General features: G+C 34.3%; 22 protein-coding genes and 1 pseudogene. 19 read left to right on the forward strand and 4 right to left on the reverse strand.

Going from position 1 to position 22,056, the window contains the following annotated elements; all coding sequences use genetic code 11:
• Window positions 1-173: 173 nt before the first annotated feature.
• The 6 genes from FD26_RS08780 (at window position 174) to FD26_RS08805 (ending at window position 4,393) form a co-directional block, all read left to right on the forward strand.
• Window positions 174-800: a DUF6198 family protein gene (locus FD26_RS08780; RefSeq protein ID WP_478210149.1), complete on the forward strand. Its 627-nt coding sequence runs from the start codon at window positions 174-176 to the stop codon at window positions 798-800.
• A gap of 122 nt (window positions 801-922) precedes the next feature.
• Entirely contained in the window at window positions 923-1,198 is a 276-nt protein-coding gene (locus tag FD26_RS08785; RefSeq protein WP_057868061.1) for a hypothetical protein, read from the forward strand.
• 185 nt (window positions 1,199-1,383) lie between these two features.
• On the forward strand, window positions 1,384-2,550 hold the full coding sequence (locus tag FD26_RS08790) for a low temperature requirement protein A (RefSeq protein WP_057868062.1): 1,167 nt from the start codon (window positions 1,384-1,386) through the stop codon (window positions 2,548-2,550).
• Window positions 2,551-2,704: 154 nt separating this feature from the next.
• On the forward strand, window positions 2,705-3,157 hold the full coding sequence (locus FD26_RS08795; protein ID WP_057868063.1) for a MarR family transcriptional regulator: 453 nt from the start codon (window positions 2,705-2,707) through the stop codon (window positions 3,155-3,157).
• Window positions 3,157-3,675: a GNAT family N-acetyltransferase gene (locus FD26_RS08800; protein WP_057868064.1), complete on the forward strand. Its 519-nt coding sequence runs from the start codon at window positions 3,157-3,159 to the stop codon at window positions 3,673-3,675. Before FD26_RS08795 ends, FD26_RS08800 begins: the two co-directional genes overlap by 1 nt.
• 4 nt (window positions 3,676-3,679) lie before the next feature.
• A complete protein-coding gene (locus FD26_RS08805; RefSeq protein ID WP_057868065.1) occupies window positions 3,680-4,393 on the forward strand; it encodes a B3/B4 domain-containing protein in 714 nt (237 codons plus the stop codon).
• A 120-nt stretch (window positions 4,394-4,513) separates the two neighbouring features.
• Here the strand turns inward: FD26_RS08805 and FD26_RS08810 are convergent, their stop codons facing one another.
• Window positions 4,514-5,269 carry an NrtR DNA-binding winged helix domain-containing protein gene (locus FD26_RS08810; protein ID WP_057868066.1) on the reverse strand — a complete coding sequence of 252 codons (756 nt, stop codon included), beginning with the start codon at window positions 5,267-5,269 and terminating at the stop codon, window positions 4,514-4,516.
• A gap of 236 nt (window positions 5,270-5,505) precedes the next feature.
• Between FD26_RS08810 and FD26_RS08815 the strand changes: the two genes are divergently transcribed.
• Together FD26_RS08815 and FD26_RS08820 are read left to right on the forward strand one after the other, a co-directional pair.
• Window positions 5,506-6,123, forward strand: coding sequence for a WxL domain-containing protein (locus FD26_RS08815; RefSeq protein WP_057868067.1), 618 nt, complete (start codon window positions 5,506-5,508; stop codon window positions 6,121-6,123).
• Between the two features lie 63 nt (window positions 6,124-6,186).
• On the forward strand, window positions 6,187-7,227 hold the full coding sequence (locus FD26_RS08820) for a WxLIP family cell surface protein (RefSeq protein WP_057868081.1): 1,041 nt from the start codon (window positions 6,187-6,189) through the stop codon (window positions 7,225-7,227).
• A gap of 108 nt (window positions 7,228-7,335) precedes the next feature.
• On the opposite strand, the gene FD26_RS08825 is transcribed toward FD26_RS08820, so the two are convergent.
• The 3 genes from FD26_RS08825 to FD26_RS08835 form a co-directional block, all read right to left on the reverse strand.
• Window positions 7,336-7,647, reverse strand: a complete 312-nt coding sequence (locus FD26_RS08825; RefSeq protein ID WP_057868068.1) for a DMT family transporter — start codon at window positions 7,645-7,647, stop codon at window positions 7,336-7,338.
• A gap of 239 nt (window positions 7,648-7,886) precedes the next feature.
• Complete coding sequence (locus FD26_RS08830; protein WP_057868069.1) at window positions 7,887-8,930, reverse strand: alcohol dehydrogenase catalytic domain-containing protein; 1,044 nt, start codon at window positions 8,928-8,930, stop codon at window positions 7,887-7,889.
• 40 nt (window positions 8,931-8,970) lie between these two features.
• The gene (locus tag FD26_RS08835) at window positions 8,971-9,771 is read right to left on the reverse strand and encodes a fumarylacetoacetate hydrolase family protein (RefSeq protein ID WP_057868070.1); all 801 of its coding nucleotides are present in this window, start codon (window positions 9,769-9,771) and stop codon (window positions 8,971-8,973) included.
• 155 nt (window positions 9,772-9,926) lie between these two features.
• Between FD26_RS08835 and FD26_RS08840 the strand changes: the two genes are divergently transcribed.
• The 11 genes and pseudogenes from FD26_RS08840 to FD26_RS08890 all read left to right on the forward strand — a co-directional run bounded on the left by FD26_RS08840 (window position 9,927) and on the right by FD26_RS08890 (window position 21,743).
• Window positions 9,927-10,634: an AzlC family ABC transporter permease gene (locus FD26_RS08840; protein ID WP_057868071.1), complete on the forward strand. Its 708-nt coding sequence runs from the start codon at window positions 9,927-9,929 to the stop codon at window positions 10,632-10,634.
• Window positions 10,621-10,938: pseudogene (locus FD26_RS08845) on the forward strand (AzlD domain-containing protein); the annotation flags it as partial. The gene FD26_RS08840 and the pseudogene FD26_RS08845, both read left to right, overlap by 14 nt.
• Window positions 10,939-11,143: 205 nt before the next feature.
• Window positions 11,144-11,668, forward strand: coding sequence for a PadR family transcriptional regulator (locus tag FD26_RS08850; protein WP_057868072.1), 525 nt, complete (start codon window positions 11,144-11,146; stop codon window positions 11,666-11,668).
• A 34-nt stretch (window positions 11,669-11,702) separates the two neighbouring features.
• Window positions 11,703-12,875: an MFS transporter gene (locus tag FD26_RS08855; protein WP_057868082.1), complete on the forward strand. Its 1,173-nt coding sequence runs from the start codon at window positions 11,703-11,705 to the stop codon at window positions 12,873-12,875.
• 72 nt (window positions 12,876-12,947) lie between these two features.
• Complete coding sequence (locus tag FD26_RS08860; protein WP_057868073.1) at window positions 12,948-14,114, forward strand: cation:proton antiporter; 1,167 nt, start codon at window positions 12,948-12,950, stop codon at window positions 14,112-14,114.
• A gap of 9 nt (window positions 14,115-14,123) precedes the next feature.
• Window positions 14,124-14,738, forward strand: a complete 615-nt coding sequence (locus tag FD26_RS08865; RefSeq protein WP_057868074.1) for a TMEM175 family protein — start codon at window positions 14,124-14,126, stop codon at window positions 14,736-14,738.
• Between the two features lie 128 nt (window positions 14,739-14,866).
• On the forward strand, window positions 14,867-15,967 hold the full coding sequence (locus tag FD26_RS08870; protein ID WP_057868075.1) for a lactate oxidase: 1,101 nt from the start codon (window positions 14,867-14,869) through the stop codon (window positions 15,965-15,967).
• A 178-nt stretch (window positions 15,968-16,145) separates the two neighbouring features.
• Window positions 16,146-17,906 (forward strand): ABC transporter ATP-binding protein, encoded by a 1,761-nt coding sequence (locus tag FD26_RS08875; RefSeq protein WP_057868076.1) that lies wholly within the window; start codon window positions 16,146-16,148, stop codon window positions 17,904-17,906.
• Complete coding sequence (locus FD26_RS08880) at window positions 17,896-19,692, forward strand: ABC transporter ATP-binding protein (protein ID WP_057868077.1); 1,797 nt, start codon at window positions 17,896-17,898, stop codon at window positions 19,690-19,692. Before FD26_RS08875 ends, FD26_RS08880 begins: the two co-directional genes overlap by 11 nt.
• 17 nt (window positions 19,693-19,709) lie before the next feature.
• A complete protein-coding gene (locus FD26_RS08885) occupies window positions 19,710-20,564 on the forward strand; it encodes a DUF3737 family protein (protein ID WP_057868078.1) in 855 nt (284 codons plus the stop codon).
• Window positions 20,565-20,576: 12 nt separating this feature from the next.
• Window positions 20,577-21,743 carry a MalY/PatB family protein gene (locus FD26_RS08890; protein WP_057868079.1) on the forward strand — a complete coding sequence of 389 codons (1,167 nt, stop codon included), beginning with the start codon at window positions 20,577-20,579 and terminating at the stop codon, window positions 21,741-21,743.
• Window positions 21,744-22,056: the final 313 nt, after the last annotated feature.

Here is a 22,056-nt window from a genome sequence, read left to right on the forward strand (position 1 = left end):
AAAATGTCTAACTTTTTTATTGCACTTCAGACTATAATATAAAAAGTCATTGGCTCTTTTTCGTATTTATAGATCAAGACTATTTTTATTTTTGGGTATGTTTGTTGTAACATATTAATCATACTGTGAGGAGTGATAACATCAAAAATTCAATTCAAACGAGAATAGTTGGTTTGATTTCAGGTCTGATTCTGAATGCTTTTGGAAATGGATTATGTATTTCAGCCAATATGGGAAGCGGTCTATGGACTGCCTCAGCAGTTAATTTAAATAAGTGGCTCGGATGGAATACGGGGTTATTATTATTTATTATTGGTGTGATTAATGCAATTACGAACCAATTCTTGATTAAGCGTTTTGACGGTAAAAGATTGGTAGGGGAAGTACTTTACGTTTTATTCTTTAGTTATTTCGTCAATATATTTACTGATTTATTAAATATGGTGGGTGTACCAAGTTTGCCAATTGTCATTAGAGCAATTTTGTCATGTTTAGGAGTAGCCTTTTTCTGTGTTGCTATTTCTCTATATCAGAGAGCTAATATTGTTATGCATCCAAATGATGACACTACGAATATCTTAAGATTTTTATATTTAAAAGGAAATTCTACGGCTGCCCAAATCATAGATTTTATTCCACCTATTATAATTATTATTGTGGCAGGACTAGCAGTTCACAATGTTTATTCAGTCAATGTTGGAACAATCTTCTCCTTTATTTTCAATGGTATTTTAATAGCATCAGCTGACAAATTTATTTGGCCTAGTTTAAAGCATAATTTTAAAGCACAGGTTGATTAAATTATAGATATTTGTCATTTGTGTGATATTTCTACCGATTAGTTATATAATAGTAAATACAGGATATGGAAAACGCTTTCATATCCTAGAAGCGTTAATAATTAATTAGGTGGTGTGTATTGATGAAATTAAACGACAATACAGAGGCAAAGAGAATTTTATCGGAGCTATTTACCGATATTAATAATGCAAAAGATTTGGATAAGGACGATTATTCTAAAAATTTCGTTTTGAAGACATATAATTTATTGAATAAGAATTATTCATATCAATATTTATTTGGTAGATTACGTGATGATCGAAATATTCAAGAAACATTGTCTAAATTAAATAATGGTGAAGAGTATTTGGAACAGATTGACCAATTTGCACATAATGTTGGTTACGCCATCAATTAAAAGTTGAATAATAAGATTAGATAGAATCGTTTAAATATGCAGATTTAAAAATGCATATTTAAACGATTTTTTTTTAAAATAGCGTTGCAATTTATAATATTTTTTTATAGAAAAACACCAAATAACTTCTAAAAAGAGTCAACAATGCTATTATTAGATTAAAATATAATAATTTTGGTGATAGTATGAATTCAAATAAATATTCTTGGTGGGGGTCACCTAGAAAAATAACTAATGTTATTCGAGATCGAAAGATATCTTGGTTAGAGTTATTTTCAGACTTGGTTTTTATCATTGCAATTCATTATTTAATAAGTGGTTTGAGTGAGGAAATAAATTTAATAAACTTTGTCAGGTTTATCCTAATGTTTCTCCTAGTCTTCGATATTTGGAATACTTTTGCCATATATTTTGATTTGCATGGAAATACGTCAATTCGAACAACTAGCTTCACATTGTTGATGGTACTGGGAGTGGCTTTGCTTTCATCTTCAATCTTAAGCTTTTATAAGGGTAATTATTTTCCTTTTATAATTATCTATATGCTAATAGCAGTTTTGATCTTTTATTTATGGATCAGAGTAGTTTATTTTGATTCCGCACATATGCTTACTACGAGGCCTTACTTGATTCAATTAGTTTTTCAATTTATATTTTTGATTTTTGTATTAGTAAGTAAAGGCACGTTCCTTCAAACATTGCTCTTGTTACCTGTTGTTATTTCGAAAGGTTCTTCGTTGATTACCGAACATAGAAATTTCGATATAGAATTTAAAAATCGTAAAATTCCGTTTGAAGTCAGTAGCTCTTTACAAGAGCGTTATGGTACTTTTACCATGATCATTCTTGGCGAGTCTATGGCGACTCTAGTTGAAAATTTAAATGGCCATTACGTTTTGAATTCGGTGATGGAGTTTATTTTGTTATCAATTAATGTTATTGGCATATTTTGGCTTTATTATGCTTTGATAGATACGGTACATGTAAAAGGACATAACTATATCAAGTTAGCATTATTCAGAGGTACACATGTGTCATTTTTATTGGTGTTGTCGTTAGAAACATTCTTTTTAGTAAATTTATTTGAAGTGGATAAGCTATGGCTACGCAGTGGTTTTATGGCTTCGCTTTTTGCCACAATTTCCTTAATATTTATTTTGAAAAGATTCTCAAAAACAACGTTGCAACAAAATCGAAATTTCTTTATTGGAGCAGGAGGATTCTTAGTTCTATTTCTCTTCGTTTCATTTAGGCCACTAGTTTTATTGACAATTAGTGATCTATATATGATTTATTTAGTAATTCGGCGTGAACGAGCTTCTTATTTACAGGGAATTGCTTTAGCAAAATGATAATGTCTTAAAAAAGGTTCCAATACAGTGTCCATAAGGGTGGCTACTGTATTGGAACTTTTTTTGGGAATAAATTATATCTTGGCTTTATTATATTGTTGCATTTGCAACAATATAAATGTACAATATCCTTGTTTGAAAGAGAGGCGATGATGTGGTAGATATTTTGAGGTCAATAGGCGTAATTGCCCGGTCGCTTGATTCGATCAGTAATATTGAATTTAAAAAATATGATTTGACTAAGGGACAGTATATTTACCTTGCTCGAATTTATGAAAATCCAGGTATTATTCAAGAGAAAGTAGCTGAGATGATAAAAGTTGATAGAACAACTGCAGCCCGAGCCATTAAGAAGTTAGAGTTAAATGAATTTATTATTAGGAAGCAATCTCCAGATAACAAAAAAGAAAAGAAGCTCTATGTTACCAAGAAGGGCGAAACAGTTTATCCGATTCTTTATCGTGAAGAGCATTATTCCAATGAAGTTGCTCTGAAGGGTCTCAATGCTAGTGAAAAAAAACAAATCTTTAAACTTTTAGAAGTAGTAGAAGGTAATATTTCTGAAAATTGGGAATATGTTAAAAAAGGTAATAAGCGAGAATATTAATGACAATAAAGATTAAGAAATGTACAGTCAAGGATGCTGAAGAACTTCAAACAGTAAGTATTGAAACTTTTGCAGATACCTTTGGGCCATATAATACAGTTCAAGATTTAAATGGTTATCTTGATAAAGCTTATGATTTAAATGTTTTAAGACAAGAGCTGAATAATCCTAATTCGGAGTTTTATTTTTTAAAAGTTGATGGACAAGTAGCAGGATATATAAAACTAAATGTTTTCGACGCTCAAACTGAAAAGATGACTAAGAATGATTTAGAAATTCAACGAATTTATATTCGAGAGCAGTTTAAACGTCATGGCTTTGGCAAAATGTTATTGGAATTAGGTATTGATCAAGCCATTAAGTTAGCTAAAGAAAACGTTTGGTTAGGGGTTTGGGAAAGTAATTTTGCAGCCCAAAAATTCTATGAATCAATGGGATTTAAACGATTCAGTGAGCACAAATTTATAATGGGTAATTCAACTCAAATGGATTATCTTCTAAAAAAGAAATTGAGGTAGTAAAATGACAAAAACAGTAATAGATGATAAATTTTGGGAATTATTTCCTGAGGCACAAATTGATACATTAGTAATACACGGGATTGATAATCATGTAGATGAAAAAGATAATCCTTATTTTACTAAACTGTTGAGCGATGGAGCAAAGGCATCTGAAAAATTCATTACAGAAGAAGCTTTTAAGGATACTGAAGTGGTTGATGAATGGCGTCAAGCTTTCAGAAAGTTCAAGACTAAAAAGGGCGCTCGCTGTTCAATTGAAGCCTTATTAAAGCGGGTTAGTCAGGGCCGTGAGTTCTCGCCAATCAATCCGTTGGTTGATATCTATAATAGTGTTTCTTTAAAATATGGCGTTCCTTGTGGTGGGGAAAATATCAATGCTTTTGACGGTGATTTGCATCTGGGCGAAGCTAAAGGTGGCGAAGGCTTCAAACCCTTAGGCGCAACAGAAGATGCACCTGCATTGCCTGGAGAAATTATTTATTATGATAATAGTGGCGCTATTTGTCGGTGCTTGAATTGGCGGGAAGCACAAAGAACTATGCTAACTGAAGAGACAACTGATTCAGTTTTAGTAATGGAGTCGATTAATTCTAAGCAAGCAGAGCGTGCCGATGAAGCTATTTTAGAATTAAAAAATTTAATTGAGAAGTACTTCAAAGTAGATGGTCGAATTGAAAAATTAACAAAAGATCATCCAGCAACAGAAGAATTTTAAAATAATTTATTATAGGTACTGAAAAATGCCATCTTCTAGCACAGTGGAAGATGGCATTTTTTAATGTTCATTATTTGATCAAATTTAAGTAAGAACTGAGAAGACTGTTGGTAAATAATATCAGCTAAAAGCTGCCAATTTGTAAAGTTTGGCGGGTCTGCCACTTTTTCCATGCACCATTCCTACTTCGCAAAAAAGATGATTATGCGTTTTACGAAAATTAGAATTATCAATATTTGAAATAGGTTCTTTCCAGAAAGTAGCGTAGACTTCTCGAGCCTGTTTGAGTGTAAAACTGGTCCCTAATATTAAAAGAATAGTTGGTAAATAATTCAGACGATTAGTTACCCGTTGAAAAGCTAAACGTAATATCAAAGAATGATCAACTGCTAATTGAGTAGGATCGTGGAGTGATTCTAAACTATTATAAAATTCAGTTTCAGATATTTTGTCAGATAGTGTCTGGAAAGTAAGATTTTGATAATGTAAAGTGTATTGTTCTGGTAAATAACCGACGCTAAACCATTCAACATCTTTAGCGCCATTGCCAGGTTTTAATTGAGTCATATCTGGTAAATAGGTCATATAGCTGAGAGCAATTTCTCGATGTGATGGTATTCTTGCTACATTACTAAATGTGGCTAATTGTTCTGTATAGAATTCAGGCAGTTGAAGGCCAATTTTTTCTTTAATTAATCGTAATGAAGCTTGTTCGGCATTTTCATCTATATGTAGATTGGTCGTTGGTAACCCCCATTTATTTGCATCAATACCAGTAGAATTCTTTACTAAGAGAATAAGGACTTTTTTGTTGGTAGGATTAAAACTCCAAATGATATTGACCACATTGATCATTAATTCTTTTGTCGTATTCATACCTTAAAGCACCTTCTAATTATTGCTAGTTTCATTATAAATTACTTTCCGTATAGTTACAGCGATATATTTGCTTATCAATTCGAAAAAACATATAACTACATTTGAAGATTAGGAAATCTTCAAGAATATGAGATGGCAGAATATTGTCATTCCCTAGGACCCTAGACTTGCTATCTATTTTATCGATTGGCCCTATTCATACCAATAATGTATTGGATATGGAGGGGAAAATAATGAAAAAAATATTAAGAAACAGTTTATTAGTTGGTGCAGCACTTTTAGGCATCGGATCGTTTGGTTTTGAGAGTATCTCTACCAAAGCAGCCACTACGCCGGCTCCAACCACGTCAAAGGCTGGAGCAGTTATTACGCCAGGAACCATTAGTTCGGATTCTGTGCCAGGTGCTACTGCATCAGGAGTGGCTACACCAGGAATTGATTTTGGTACCGTGCCTTCAAGTGCTGGCGATGTAACTTATAAATCGACGGCAATTGCTAGTGATTTGCATGTTACTAATCCTGGTCAAGGTACAGGCTGGTCAGTTTCTGTAGCTGACAGTCCTTTTACTGACGGAACTAATACTTTGAAGAATGCACAATTTTCATTCACGGATGCAAGTGCTGTCAAAGCAGATGCTACTGATAATGTTTCAACTTTACCAACCTTTAGTGGTTCAGTTCTAGTATCGAGTGCTCCAGTTACGGTTTTGAACGCTGCAACCGGAACCGGTGTTGGTGCTTATACAGCTAGTTATGGAGCAACAGATGCTTCATTGCTAGTCCCAGCTGGTAATATTGGTGGCAGTTATAGTTCAACTTTGACTTGGACTTTATCAGATGCACCAGCTTAAAATTTAATAAAGGAGGGGGTATATTTTTATATGCCGCCTCCTTTATTTTCGGGAGATAAGATTATGAAAAAAGCCTTAACGATCTTCATAGTTTTTTATACAGGTATTTTATTGTTTTTAGCAACTAATTTTCAAATTGCTGCAGCAGCAGTCGGACCAATGATTAATTATAATGTGGCACCTGAAGTAGCCTCTAATCAACTGGATAAAAAGGTTGGCTATTATGATTTAAGAGTAACTCCAGGTCAAATTGAAACAATTAAATTTAAAATTAATAATAATGATACGAAAGATCATACATATAAAATTTCAGTAAATCGTGCAACGACTGATGTTAATGGTGTGATTGTTTACAATAAGCATAATGAAAAGCCAGATCGTGATTTGAAATATAACATTGAGAATTTAGTAACATATCCTAAGGAAGTTTCGGTAGATGCCAAAGCTACTAAAGAGGTTTCCATGATTATCAAAATCCCTCAACAAAAATTTGAAGGTGAGCTTTTAGGCGGTATTTTAATTGAAGAAAATAATCAGATTGAAAATGCTAAGCCAGTTAAGGGAGTTTCATTGAAAAACAAGTATGATTATGTTTTAGGATTACAATTACAGCAAAACGCCGAATCAATTAAACCTGATTTGAAGTTAACAAAAGCATATCAGACAAGTGACAATGGACAAATTTTTGTGGCAGCTGAAATGGATAATGATGTTCCTACCTTAGAAAAAGATGTGTCGGTTAAGGCACAAGTTACTCCGGAGAATAGTAATAAAGTTATTTTAAAATCTAGTAAAGAAAAGATGTCTATTGCACCAGACAGTACATTTGAGTATCCAGTTAATGTTAATAGCGTCACGGGACCTAATAAAAATAAACGTTTAAAACCAGGTAGATATACTATGTATCTGGATGTCAAAGCTAATAATAGTCAAAATGATTGGAAATTGAAACGTAATTTTACAATTTCAAAACAACAGAATAATAAATTAAATAAAAAGGTTCCTGATCGGTCGAAGGATATTTGGATTATCTTGGGTGGTATTGGAATTTTAATTGTTGTGGCTGGCAGTGTCATTTATGCATATAGAAAAAACAAAAGATAAAAAAGACAAATTATAATTTTTATCTAACAAAAAACCAGTGTGGCTACTATCAAAGATAGCTCCATACTGGTTTTTGTTAGGTAATTAAGTAGTAAAGCTCTTAATCCCTTAAAATACATTAATTAAAACGGTGCCTGAGATTACCAAAACGAGTCCCGCAATTGAAGCTAAAGAAATGGATTCGTGGTAAAAGACTATTCCGGCAATAGTAACAAGTATCAATCCGATGCTACCCCAAGTAGCGTAGGTAAGACTGAGTGGCAGTCTTTTTAAAACATGCGATAAGACGAACAGACAGATAAAGTAAGAAACCAAAGTGCCGATCGTTGACCAAAGATTCGTAAAACCGTCTGTTTTCTTTAAAAGTGAAGTTCCTAAAACTTCAAAACCGATTGATACTAATAATAGTAAGTAATTCATAGGCTTTTCCTCGGTTAAAAATTTTACTTTCTGTATCATACACGATTTTTATTTGAAATACACTAATTATTTCTCAAAAAAAGAAAATTTATTTATAAAAATGAAATAAGTTAAAATAATTAACAAATGTAGCCATTGAATGTGAAGGTTTACGCAAGCCCACACGATTGCGGATAATAATAAGAAAACCTAGTATAATAACCAGTTTAAATGGTTACCATACTAGGTTTTTTAGAAAATTAATCACTGACAATGACCATTGATTTAATAACTTTTCTATCAGTCATTGCTTGATAAGCATCGTTGATTTGGTCTAAAGAAAAGCTCTTTGTAAAGACTAATCCTGGATTGATGACACCATCTAGAACAGCTTTTAAAAGACGTTCTTTATCATAAGTTGTAACGGAAGCTGGACCACCAGCAATAATAATATTCTTACCGAAAGAAGTTGAAATATCCATTTTACCGGTATGGGGTAATCCGACACGACCAACAACTGAGCCGGGACGACCAACCTTTAAGGCTGTCTGTGTTGAAAGCTCTGTTCCAACACATTCCAAAACAGCATCAGCTCCAAAGCCATTTGTTAATTCAAGAATTTTTTGAACACCCTCATCGCCACGTTCAGCAATATTGTCGGTAGCCCCAAAAGTTTTAGCTAAAGCTTGACGGTCTGGATGGCGACTAGTAGAGATGATTTTTTTAGCACCAAGCAACTTAGCAGAAATAATTCCGCAAAGACCAACGGCACCATCGCCCATAACTACAACTGTATCGCCTGCTTTAACATTGGCAACACGAGCAGCATGATAACCTGTTGCCATAACATCAGCCAAAGTTAATAAAGATTTGAGCATGCCTTCACTGTAATCGCTAGGTTTGCCGGGAATTTTAATTAGAGCCCATTGACCATGTTGAAATCTGATATATTCGGCTTGATTGCCATTACTAAAGTTATCAGTATGTGACTGACAATCACCATCAAAACCAGCAAGACAAGCTGGACAATGTCCACAGCCATGAGTAAATGGTGCAATGACGAAATCGCCAGGTTTGACAGTAGTAATGTCATCGCCAACTTCTTGAACAATTCCAATTGCTTCATGACCAGAATTTTCGGAATTTTGAGCTTTTTCTTCTAAGCCACGGTAAGCCCAAAGGTCGGACCCGCAGACACAAGCTCGAACAACTTTAATAACGACGTCATCAGCAGCTTGAATCTTTGGCATATCAACATCTTCAATTTTCATTTGACCAACTTCTGCAAAAATTGCTTTCTTCATAAAATTTCTCCCTCATATTTTTATTTTAATTATAAACCATTTATTTAAAGTTAATTATTAGTTCTCCTAATTGGTCAATTTTACTAATTAATTGATCGTTTGGATGCAAAAACTCTTGTGGATCCCGACCTGCACCAACTCCACCAGGAGTACCGGTAAAAATTAAATCTCCCGGATAAAGTTCAGTAATGTTAGAAAGATAGCTGACTAAATCTTTTGGATCAAAGATTAAATTGCCCAATTGACTATGTTGTTTTTCCTGACCATTTAATTCAGTTGTGATAGTTAATTTACTTAGGTCTTCAATTTCATCAGGAGTAGTGATCCAAGGTCCAATAGGAGCAAAATTTTCATATGATTTAGCTAGTGAAAATTGTGGTTGGTCGTTCTCAAATTGGAGTTTTCGATCGGATAAATCTTGGCCGACCATATAACCAGCAATATGTTTTGAAGCCTTATCTTTAGAAATTTGACGACCACCTTGGCCAATGACAATTACTAATTCTGTTTCCCAGTCGGTCATGGGGCTAGGAATTTTAACAGTCGGATGAGGATCAGCAATTGAACTAACAAACTTAGTAAAAATATTAGGCGTCTTAGGTGCTTTTGTTTTAAGTTCATTGAGATGATCGCGATAATTGAAACCTACAGCAAAAATCTGTTTAGGTTCAGCAATAGGGGCTGAAAGATCTTGGTCAGCTGGACGAGTACGTTTGCTACTTAGAAATAATTTGTCATTAAGATGAGGTAACAGTGATTGAATATCTTTAACACCGTTAATTAATTGAATACTGTCCGGATTAATGACAATAGCACGATCATGATACATTGCAAATTTCATATTATAGCCTCTTTTGAAATAAAGTATTTAACTTTATTTTAATACAGTCATCGGAAATTAAGTGTGTTAATAACATGTATAATTTTATTTATCTAATTGACATGTAAGTAAATTAAAATTACTATAATAATTTAAATTACTTCAGGGGGGATTTTATGAATAATAGCTTAAGTGTCGATAGTGCCGTCAAAGATACAATGCCAACTGTATTTGGGTATATTGGAATTGGAATATCTTTTGGTATCGTAGCAGCGGCTTCGGGGATGAGCGTGGTTATGGCAACTTTGATGTCTTTAATCGTTTATGCGGGGTCAGCTCAGTTTATTTTAGTTAGTTTATTAGCTATTGGTACCCCAATTGTTTCAATTGTTTTATCGGTCTTTTTGGTAAATTCGCGTATGATTTTGATGAGTATGACCACGGCAAATTTTTTTAAAAAGAATTCTTTATTTGAAAATATTTTGATAGGGAGTCTAATAACTGATGAAAGTTTTGCTCTAAGTATGAATAAGCTGAACTTTACGGATGGTAAATTATCCTTTAAGTGGTTTAATACGGTTAATCTATTAGCCTATCTAGTGTGGGCGGCTTCGACAATGGTAGGCGCTATGTTGGGGAGAATTATCAGTAATCCTGAAAAATTAGGATTGGATTTTGCCTTAGTAGCGATGTTTATTGGTTTACTTTATTTACAAATGATTAATGACAAATCTATTTCATTAAAGATTCAATTGATTGTGGTAGCTATTATGTTGCCATTAGTTTATTTTGGATTAATTTTTATTTCCAGTGATTTATTGATTCTAGTCGTAACATTAATTGGCTGTGCGTTAGGGGTGATTTTGAAACATGCCTTCAACTAAATTTGTCCTTTGGACCTTAATTGCCTGTGGCGTAGTAACTTTGTTGTCGAGAATTTTACCGTTTATTTTGTTGAAAAAGTTTAACTTGCCAGCTAAAGTAGTTGAATTTTTAAGCTTTGTACCAATTACAATTATGGCCGCCTTATGGTTTGAAAATTTATTTAAACCAGATATCGGTCATTTGCCACAAATTGATTATGCTAATTTGATAGCTTCAATTCCGACAGTTTTAACAGCCGTTTTGACGAAAAAATTATCATTGATCGTTATTGTGGGGATTATTTCTTTAGCACTAGTTCGTCTAGCAATCTGGTTAGTACCTTCTACAATACATAATTATAAAATTAATATATTTATTTTTTGCAAAAAGACGTCTAGCGTGATAGCCACTTATAGTGGTCATCATGTTAGACGTTTCTTCTTTATTAATGATTTGACAACTATATCAGTCTGATATATATTGGCATGGTAAATTTTATATCAAACTGATATATAGAAAGGATAAGATTATGTACGATTTATTCGTGTTAGGACAACTTATGGATGAATCTATGAATGGTTATTTGATGCAACAGATCTTACAACAAATTGTAGGAAAACAGCGAAAAATAAGCTTTGGAATGATTTATCCACTTTTTAAACGGTTGAATGAAGCTGGATATATTACCTTAAACGATTATCTTGAAGGCAATAAACGTTCAAAAAAAATAGCGACGATTACTGATTTGGGTCGACAAAGGTTTCAAGAGCTAATGATGCAGAAGGTACCTTTAAATCCTAATTTAGAATTTATTTATACGGTTAAATTCCGTAATTTTCATCAGGTAAAGCCAGCGTTGCGTCAACAAATTTTGAATGAATATAAAGAGTATTTATTAGACAGTCAAAAATCGTTGCAACAACAAGTAACCAGTATGAAAAAGACACCCATTTCGAAGGAAGATTTAAAGAATGCTCAATGGGTGCTCTCGCTTCAACAAGTGCAGATGCAAGCGGCCTTAGATTGGGTCAATGCATCGTTGAAAAAATTATAAGTAGGGAGATTTTAATTTGGAAGAGCCAGAAACAATGTCAAAAAAGACTATTTTATTGATGGCGGTAGTAACAGGGATTATTGTGGCTAATTTAAATTTTATTCAGCCGATTGAAAATTTGATTGCTACTGATTTTGGGATATCAAAAGCAACTGTGGGAGTTTTAGCAATGATTACACAGTTAGGATATGCCTTTGGATTGCTATTAATTGTTCCTCTGGGGGATATTTTTGACCGGTATCATTTAATTCAATTCATGATGATTTTGTCAATTATTTCATTGTTGTTAGCTTTTTTTGCTCCTAATGCAATTGTTTTTGCAATCGCCACAACTTTGATTGGAATTACGTCAGTAGCACCTCAAATTATTATTCCGTATGCTGGTTATTTAGCACCAGTTTTACAACGTGGCAAAGTTTTAGGAATTGTCTTAAGTGGTTTATTGACAGGAATTCTTTTGTCGCGTTCTTTTAGTGGCTTACTAGGCAGTATTATGCCTTGGCAAGATATATATTTAATTGCTGCCGGAATTGATTTAATTTTTCTAGTCATTGTCAATCGTTTCTTGCCACGAGATGCAAGAGGACACCGAGATTTAAAATATTGGTCTGTTATTAAGATGTTGCCAAAGTTGTTTGTACGTCAAAAGGCTTTACGTGGATCATCTATTAATGGCTTTTGTATGTTTGGAATGTCAAATGTTTTATGGTCTACTTTGGCATTCTATTTAGCAGCACAATATCATTTGGGAAGCAATGTAGCTGGTTTATTAGGCCTATTAGGAATCGCAGGGGTATTAGTAGCCCCTTGGGTCGGTAACTTGGTGGATCAACGTTCACCTAAATTGACCATTGGTTTAAGTATGATTTTTTCTGGTTTAGCTTTCGTAATTTTTTGGTTAGTTGGATTTTGGCTGTTGGGTTTGATTTTGGGAATCATTCTGTTAGATTTGGGAACACAATTTAGTCAGGTTTCTAATCAAGCAATTGTTCAGTCATTAAATCGTCAGCAGAGCAGTCGTAATAATTCTGTTTTTATGTTTAGTTATTTCTTAGGCGGTTCAATTGGAACTTTGGCGGCCACTTGGGCTTGGAGTAATTTTGGCTGGATTGGTGTATGTCTAGTGGCCTTGGTCTTTTTGATTATTGCTGTTATCGATCATTTAGTGATTGGTGAACCAGAGAAATTAAATACAGAAACAGAATAATTTTTTATAAAATTACCATATCGTTTTGGGAATCGTGATAGTTGTTATATTATCAAATACGAGGTTATGGTTATGGAAAAATTTGCATTGTTAATAGTTTTATTTGCGGCATTAGTTACTCCTTTAATTACGGCAAAATTTCATTTACAACGGATGCCGACGGCAATTTCCGAAATTATTATGGGGATTATTATTGGAAAAACTGGTTTGAATATTGTTCATCCTGATGTGAGCGTGCAGTATATTGCTAATTTGGGAGTTATCATGCTAATTTTCTTGGGAGGGATGGAGATTGACTTTTCTCTTCTGGAACCTAAGAAGGACAAAACTAGCTATTCACCTTTAGGCAGTGCCTTTGCAGGATTTCTCTCGATTTTTATTATGTCGATGATTCTTAGCGGCATTTTATATGTTACAGGTATTTTTAGTGAATTTATTTTAGCAGTGATTTTATTCAGCACAATTGCTTTGGGGGTTATTATATCTTTGCTCAAAGAGGTTGGACTGCTAACGACAAATTATGGTCAGACAATTCTGTTGACGGCAGCTTTTGGGGAGTTCATTCCTTTAGTTGCTTTGACAGTTTATTCAGCAGTTCAGCAACAGCACTATATATCAGTTTTGGGATTACCAGTTATCTTTATTATTGCGATTGTCTTGTTACGACGGGTCAATCGAGTATATGTTTTCTTTGATAAGATTGATAAATCCACTACGCAATTAGATATTCGTTTGGCCTTTTTTCTAATCTTCACATTAGTTACTTTTGCAGAACAAATTGGAGCTGAAAGCATTCTTGGTTCTTTCTTAGCTGGAGCAGTTATGAAATTATTGAAACCTAAGCCAGATACAGAGGAAAAGCTCAGTTCCATGGGATACGGATTCTTCATTCCAGTCTTTTTCATAACGACTGGAGTCAATTTGAACTTACGGACGCTCTTTTCAGATCACAAAGCGATAATCTTAATTCCAATTTTTCTAATTGCTTTTATTTTATCCAAAGCCATTGTTTACTTTGCCTTTCGTAATCGTTTTGGCAAAAGATATGCGAGTGCAGCAGCTATTTTAGCTTCAACTACTATTACTTTGGTTTTGCCAATTTTACAAGTTGGTCAAAATTTGAAGTTGATTAGTTCGGCACAATCGGGAGCAATAACTTTGGCAGCAATTATTACATGTTTGGTCTGTCCAGTATTGTTTAATAAAATTATTAATAATGATGAGGAAGCTATTGATTAGGGGGATTTTATGACAAAAGATAGATTATTGGCTTTCAGTGATGGCGTTTTTGCTATTTTGATTACTATTTTAGTGTTGGAATTTACTGTCCCTAAATTTCAATCAGGGCATTTATTAACCGCAATGATTCATCAGTGGCCTATTTTAATTGCTTATGTGGTTTCTTACTTTTATGTAGGGACTCTGTGGTTGTTTCATCATGATTATTTCAATGCTTTAAAGGCAATTAACTGTAATTTGAATTTAATTAATTTGTTGATGCTATTTACGATTACTTTGATTAATTATCCGATGGCACTGGTGGCCGACACTTTAAGCCGGGGAAATATGAGCGATATGCGTGTAGCGTTTATTACATACGATATTGTAGCGTTATTAATTTCATTTATGTTTTATGTGCTTTACTCGTATATTGGAAAACACCATGAATTAAAATCAAGTAAAATGCAGAGTTCGAGTTTTTCAAAAAATAAGTATGATCCTTTAGTAAGCGTAACTTTATATATTTTGGCAATTATTTTTTCTTTGTTTTTTATACCGTTAGGGGCACTTTTCTTACTAGCAGGTATTGGTTTTCATTTCTTTGCTTATCTTCGTTTGAGTAAGTCTTTGGGGCAAAAATAATATAAAATAAATTATTTTGTTAATATCAAAAATCAATTAATAAAATTCAGAACAAATTCCAGCAAAATTTACAAATGTAAGTTAAAATGATCCTGATGATAAATTGATAAATAAAGGACGGGATTTTAATGAAGAAAAAATACGAAGCAAGTACTGCTGAGAATCATGTAGATATTGTTAATATTGCTGGACTTGAAGCTCGTGTAAAAGATCATATGAGTAATGAAAAAGGTGCTTTTGGCTATATTCGTGGTGGCTCTGAGGATGAGTGGACTATGGATCAAAATACAAAAGCTTTTAATAGTAGGAAGATTGTCCCAAGAGTACTTCAAGGAATTGATCATGCTGATCTAAGCACTAGTTTATGGGATATTGCTTTGAAAACACCTATTATTCAAGCACCATCTGCTGCTCAAGGGTTAGCACATGCTAATGGAGAAAAAGATACGGCTAAGGGTGTGGCTGATGCTGGTTCTATTTTTTCAATTAGTACTTACGCAAGTACTTCGGTTGAAGATGCCGCTGCAGCTGCTCCTGATGCACCACAATTTTTCCAACTATATATGAGCAAGGATGATAAATTTAATGAATTCTTGATTAAAAAGGCTGTGGCTGCTGGTGTTAAGGCAATTGTCTTGACTGTTGATTCAACTTTAGGTGATTATCGTGAAGCAGATGTCATCAATAAGTTCCAATTCCCACTACCAATGCCAAACTTGGTTGGATATTCAGCCGGCGATGGTGAAGGCAAGGGTATTTCTGAAATTTATGCATCTGCTAAACAAGGAATTGTTCCTACTGATATTCAAAAGATTAAGGACATGTCCGGTTTACCCGTTATTGTTAAAGGTATTCAATCAGCTGATGATGCTGAATTAGCCGTTGATTTTGGTGCTGATGGTATCTGGGTATCTAATCATGGTAGTCGTCAACTTGATGGTGGACCAGCTTCATTTGATGTTTTACCTGCTATTGCTGGAACAGTTGACAAACGTGTTCCTATTATCTTTGATAGTGGTGTAAGACGTGGCGAGCATGTCTTTAAGGCTCTAGCTAGTGGAGCTGACTTGGTTGCAATCGGTCGTCCAATTATTTATGGTTTGAATCTTGGCGGTGCTCAAGGAGTTACTGATGTAATTAATCATCTTAATATGGAGCTATCAATTACGATGCAGTTGGCTGGAACTAAGACAATTGCCGATGTTAAGAATACCCAATTGATTTATTAGAGAGTTGAAAATATTTATTAAAAAGACTGGAGAGAGCGATAAATAATATCGTTCATTTCAGTCTTTTTTTCGTTAAGAACGTTTTCATCAAAAAAAATAGAAGTTTATTCTTGAACTAAAGTTAACTTTAAGGTGTAGAGTTATCATCAAACATTAATGGTAAAAGTTGGTGAGGCAAATGGGGATTTTTTCTCGTTTAAGTTGGTTTTTTAAGCATCAATGGAAACAATATTTATTAGGTGTTATAGCGTTAATTTTAGTAGCAGTTTGCAATGTGATTCCACCACGAATTATTGGAAATGTAGTTGACGCGGTTAGTAAAAGAAACATGACAGGACAATTTTTGATTAGCAATATCTTGACACTTTTTATTGTTGCAATTATCCAGTATCTTTTACGTTTCTTATGGCAAAAAATGATTTATGGAAGTTCGTATGTTTTAGAGCGTGATTTGAGAAGTCGATTGTTTCGGCATTTTATGAAAATGGATACGACATTTTATCAAAAGTGGAGAACTGGCGATTTAATGGCTCATGCTACTAATGATATTGATGCGGTTCGTGATGTGGCCGGGCCAGGAATTCTTACTCTGGCTGATTCTTTGATTACAGGTTCTTCGATGATTTTGGCAATGGGGATATTTATTAATTGGAAGTTGACGTTGTTGGCAGTTTTGCCGCTTGCTTTGCTTGCAGTAATGGCAAATGTTTTAGGAAATAAAATTCATCTTGCCTTTAGAGATTCTCAAGCTGCTTTTTCAAGTATTAATAATAAGACTCAAGAAAGTGTCGTGGGTTTAAAGGTTTTAAGAGCTTTGGGGCAAGAGACAGAAGATGAAAATGATTTTAACAAATATGTCGAGCAAAATATCAAGGCTAATAAACGATCTTACCGATTGGATGCACTATTTGATCCTTTAACGACAATAATTATGGGGATATCTTACACATTAACGATTGTTTTTGGCGGCTTAGCGGTTTTACAACAAAAAATCACTATTGGTCAATTGATTTCTTTTATAACTTATATGGCGGAATTGATGTGGCCCATGTATGCAGTTGGAAGCCTCTTTAATCTTTTGGAGCGTGGCTCAGCAAGTTATGATCGAATTAGTGAGTTGTTGTCAGAAAAATCTTCGCTAGTAAAAGTTCGGGATGCTTTAACAACAGTTCCTGATGGGACGATTGATTTTAATATTCAAAGTTTTCATTATCCTGATGATACAACTGTAGCCTTGCACCAAGTGCATTTTCAATTAGGAGCTGGACAAACAATGGGAATTGTTGGGCCAACCGGTGGTGGCAAGTCGACTATTATTAGCCTATTGATGCGTGATTTTGATCACTATAAAGGAAAAATTACTATAGGGAAGAATGATATTCGTAAATATGATTTGAGTAGCTATTTGGACAAGATTGGTTACGTGCCTCAGACAAATTTTTTGTTTTCAACTGATGTGAGGGATAATATACGTTTTGCAAATATCAAGGCAACACAGTCAGAGGTAGAAAATGCCAGTTATATTGCCGATTTAGATGACGATATTTTGAAAATGCCTGATCAATATGATACTCAAGTCGGAGAATTAGGCGTCTCATTGTCAGGTGGTCAAAAGCAACGATTGGCAATTGCTCGAGCAGTTTTGAGTGATCCTAAATTGTTGATTTTGGATGATTCATTGTCAGCTGTCGATTCCAAAACAGAACGTAATATTGAACAAAGAATTGCTCAAAATCGACAGCATGGAACAACGATTATTGCGGCTAGTCGATTGAGCTCAGTAGAGCACGCTGATGAAATTTTAGTTATTGATTCAGGAACAATAGTTGAACAGGGAACCCACCAAGAATTATTGCATCAAGCAGGATGGTACGCTGATACCTTTAACCTACAAGCTAAGAATGCTGAATTAGAGGGGAGGTTAAATAATGAGCAATAAAAAAGAAGACTTAGATGAAATCCATACGTTATCAAGAAAAGATCAACGATTAGTTTTAAAACGTTTATGTCATTATGCAGGATTGTTCAAGCAGCAATTTGGGATAGCTATTTTCTTTGCTATTTTTTTAAGCGTAATTAATGTCTTGCTGCCAAGGATGCTGCAATATTATATGGATCATTATTTAACCCATCAAAGTACTGGTTTAAAAATAATTATTGGTTTTGCTATCGTTTATGCTATTGGTACTATCATCAAGGCTCTTGTGCAGTTTATTGAGGAATTTGCTTTTGCCATGGGGGCTGAAAGAACTCTTGAACGAATAAGAAGCAAATTGTTTCATAAATTGCATACTTTGGGTTTAAATTACTTTGATCAAACTCCAGCAGGGTCGATTGTATCGCGAGTAACAAATGATACGAAAACACTGTATAATTTTTGGACTTTATTTTTGATGATTATTATTGCCTTTTTTGCAATGATATCAGCATTTTTCGCTATGTTGTCAGTGAATGTAACCTTGGCAATAGCTACAGTTTTGTTCGTGTTGGTACTTTATTTTTTAATTTGGCTATATCAAAAATTGAGTTTTAAAATTTATCAACATTTACGAGAATATTTAAGTCAGATTAATACCAAATTGAATGAATCTCTGATGGGAATAAATATTATTCAGCAGTTTGGACAACAAAAACGAATGACCGCTGAATTTGAAGATCGGAACAATGCATATTTTAAAATGCGTAACAAAATGATTAATGTGAATGCATTTTTGTTATATCCGACGATCAGTTTGATGTTTATTTTAGCAGAAGTCATTTCGCTAACGGGATTTGGCTGGCAAAGTATGCACACCATAGTTGCCGCTGGTGTAATCTATGCCTTTTTATCTTATCAACAGAATTTTTTTAATCCTCTGTCAGATGTAATGAATTATATGTCGTTTTATCAGGATGGTTTAGTTGCTGGATATCGAATTATGAAATTATTTGACAATGAAACTAATGCTCCAACACAAAATGAAGCCAGTTCGGCGGTTATCAGTGCAGGTAGAATTGAATTTAAAAATGTAACATTTAGCTATGTACCTGGAAAACCAGTTTTAAAGGATGTTTCTTTTGCAGTTGAACCTGGGCAGACCGTGGCTTTCGTGGGACACACTGGTAGCGGCAAGAGTTCAATCATCAGCTTACTGCTTAGGTTTTATGAATTCGGTCAAGGACAAATTTTAATTGATAATCATGATATTCGGGATTATTCAACTAAGGAATTGCGTCAGAAATTAGGCCTAGTTATTCAAGAGCCATATTTGTTTTATGGGGATATTGCTAAGAATATTCGTATGTTTGATGAAGATATTACTGAAGCACAAGTTGAAAAGGCCGGTAAATTTTTTGATGCTGATGATTTTATTCAAAAATTGCCAGGCAAATATCATGCAAAAGTGACAGAACGAGGCGCCAGTTTTTCAACAGGACAACGGCAACTGATTTCCTTTGCAAGAACAATTGTAAGAAATCCCAAGATTTTAATTTTAGACGAGGCTACAGCCAATATTGATCCTCAAACGGAACAAAGTATTACTACTGGCTTAGCTAAGATGCGTAGCGATCGCACTACGATTGCAATTGCTCATCGTCTTTCAACAGTTCAAGATGCTGATCAAATTATGGTTTTAAACGATGGTCGCATAATTGAACGTGGAACGCATAAAGAATTATTAGCTGCAGGTGGACGATATGCAGAGTTATATGAGTTACAAGCGGCTAATGAAACTAATAAATAGAATGGAAGAATTAATTAATGAAAAAAGAAATTACTGAAGGTTATTTTGATGGCGAAAGACCATTATTTAAGGCACATGATACAAAATTGACAGACACTGTATTTGGTGAGGGAGAATCGCCGCTAAAGGAAGTCCATGATCTAGATTTGGATAATGTTACCTTTAAATGGAAGTATCCGCTTTGGTATGCTAAGCATATTAAAGTAAATAATAGTATCTTTGAAACTATGCCTCGTTCCGGTATTTGGTATACTGACGATATTGAGATCAATGATTCAGCTCTTCAAGCACCGAAATTGTTCCGTCGAGCTTCAGATATAAGATTAAATAATGTTCTTTTTGCTGATGCTGAAGAAACTATGTGGACTTGTCAGAATATTAAATTAAATAATGTACAGGTCAATGGAAATTATTTTGGCAAAGATAGTGAAAATATTTATGCCGAAAACTTAAATGTCGTCGGAAATTATGTTTTTGATGGAGCAAAGAATATTGAAGTTCATGATTCAACTTTTGTTTCCAAGGATGCTTTTTGGAATTGCGATAATGTCACAATTTATGATTCTAAAATTAGTGGCGAGTACTTGGCTTGGAATACGAAGAATATTACTTTGATTAATTGTACGATTATAAGCAATCAGGGACTTTGCTATATCGATGGCTTGAAGATGGTTAATTGTCAGGTATTGAGAACTGATTTAGCTTTTGAATACTGTTCAAATATTGATGCTGATATTACGACTGAGATTATGAGTATCAAAAATCCAATCAGTGGTTCAATTAGAGCTAAATCAATTGGTCAAGTTATTTTTGATGATCCCGAAATTGATCCCAAAAACACTAAGATTGATGCAATTAAAAAGATAGCTTAACGAGGTATTGAGATGACATATGATTTTGAAACTTTAAATAAAAAGCGTGCGGGTAATTCGGCAAAATGGGATGTCAAAAACACTGAACTGCCAATGACTATCGCCGACATGGATTTTCCAGCAGCACCGGAAATTGTTCAAGCTTTACAAGCCAAAATTAGCATGGGTCTGTTTGGTTACGAGGAAGTGCCAGACGAGTATTTTAAAGCAGTAGCTGACTGGTACGAAACAGAGCATAATGTTCGTCCTCAAGAGGATTGGATGATTTTTGCGACTGGAGTGGTTCCTGCACTTTCTTCAGCAGTCAGACGATTGACTTCATTGGGTGATAACGTGTTAGTACAAGCACCTGTTTATAATATTTTTTATAATTCTATTGTTAATTCCGGTCGTCATGTTGTTTCAAATGATTTAGATTATGATGCTGAATTGCGCGAGTATTCAATTGATTTTATTGATTTAGAAAAAAAATTAAGTGATCCATTAACTAATATGATGATTCTTTGCAATCCTCATAATCCTGTTGGGAAAATATGGACTAAAAGTGAATTAACGAAGATTGCTTCTTTGTGCAAGAAATATAACGTTAAATTGTTCAGTGATGAGATTCACGGCGATATTACCTTTACTAAGGATGGTTATAATCCTGCTTTTGGCTTAGATGAACAGTATCTGGATAACGTTGTGGTCGCAGTTTCACCAAGTAAAACTTTCAACGTAGCTGCAATGCACGCTGCAACAATAATTGTTCCAAACGATAATCTACGAGCTCAAGTGAGCCGTGGCTTGAATAGTGAAGAGTTGGCAGAACCTAATTTGGTTGCTATTCCCGGTACAATTGCTGCTTATACTCAAGGACATGATTGGTTGCAAGCCTTGAAAAAGAAATTGTTAGAAAATCGCCAAATGGTATTAAATTTTATGAAACATAATTTACCTGAGGTTAAGTGGGTTCGAGGCGAAGCAACATATTTATTGTGGTTTGATGTGTCAGCAATTACTAATGATGCAGCAGCATTGGCTAAGTTTATTCGGCAAGATAGTGGTTTGATCGTGACGCCAGGTTCAGTATATGGTGGCGATGGTCAGCACTTTATTCGTATGAATATTGCCAGCCCTGAGGTTATGATTTCGGATGGTTTAGATCGCTTAAAACAGTCCATTGAAGAATTTGAATAATTCTACTTTTTACCACTGAAATCAGCCCAGTTGAGGGTATCTTTGGTTTTAAAACCGTCAATGATCTAGATTATTAAATTCCCGTCCTCCACAAAAAAGAATTAATGACTTATAATATAGGCTCTTTCTCAAGTTTGTTTATAGCGTGAGTATAGCAACTGATGTGATTGAAGTATGCCATCGTCCGCAAAAAATCTGTGGGCCACTGGAACGTGGTGGACGCGACTTAGAGCTAATAATTCCACACTTCGTGCGTAATTATGGATCTCTAAGCTCGGTCTTGTACTAACCTTGCTATGCAAGCTAAGTACAA

This window comes from Companilactobacillus crustorum JCM 15951 (genome assembly GCF_001434585.1).
In the GTDB taxonomy this organism is placed as follows: Bacteria; Bacillota; Bacilli; order Lactobacillales; family Lactobacillaceae; genus Companilactobacillus; species Companilactobacillus crustorum.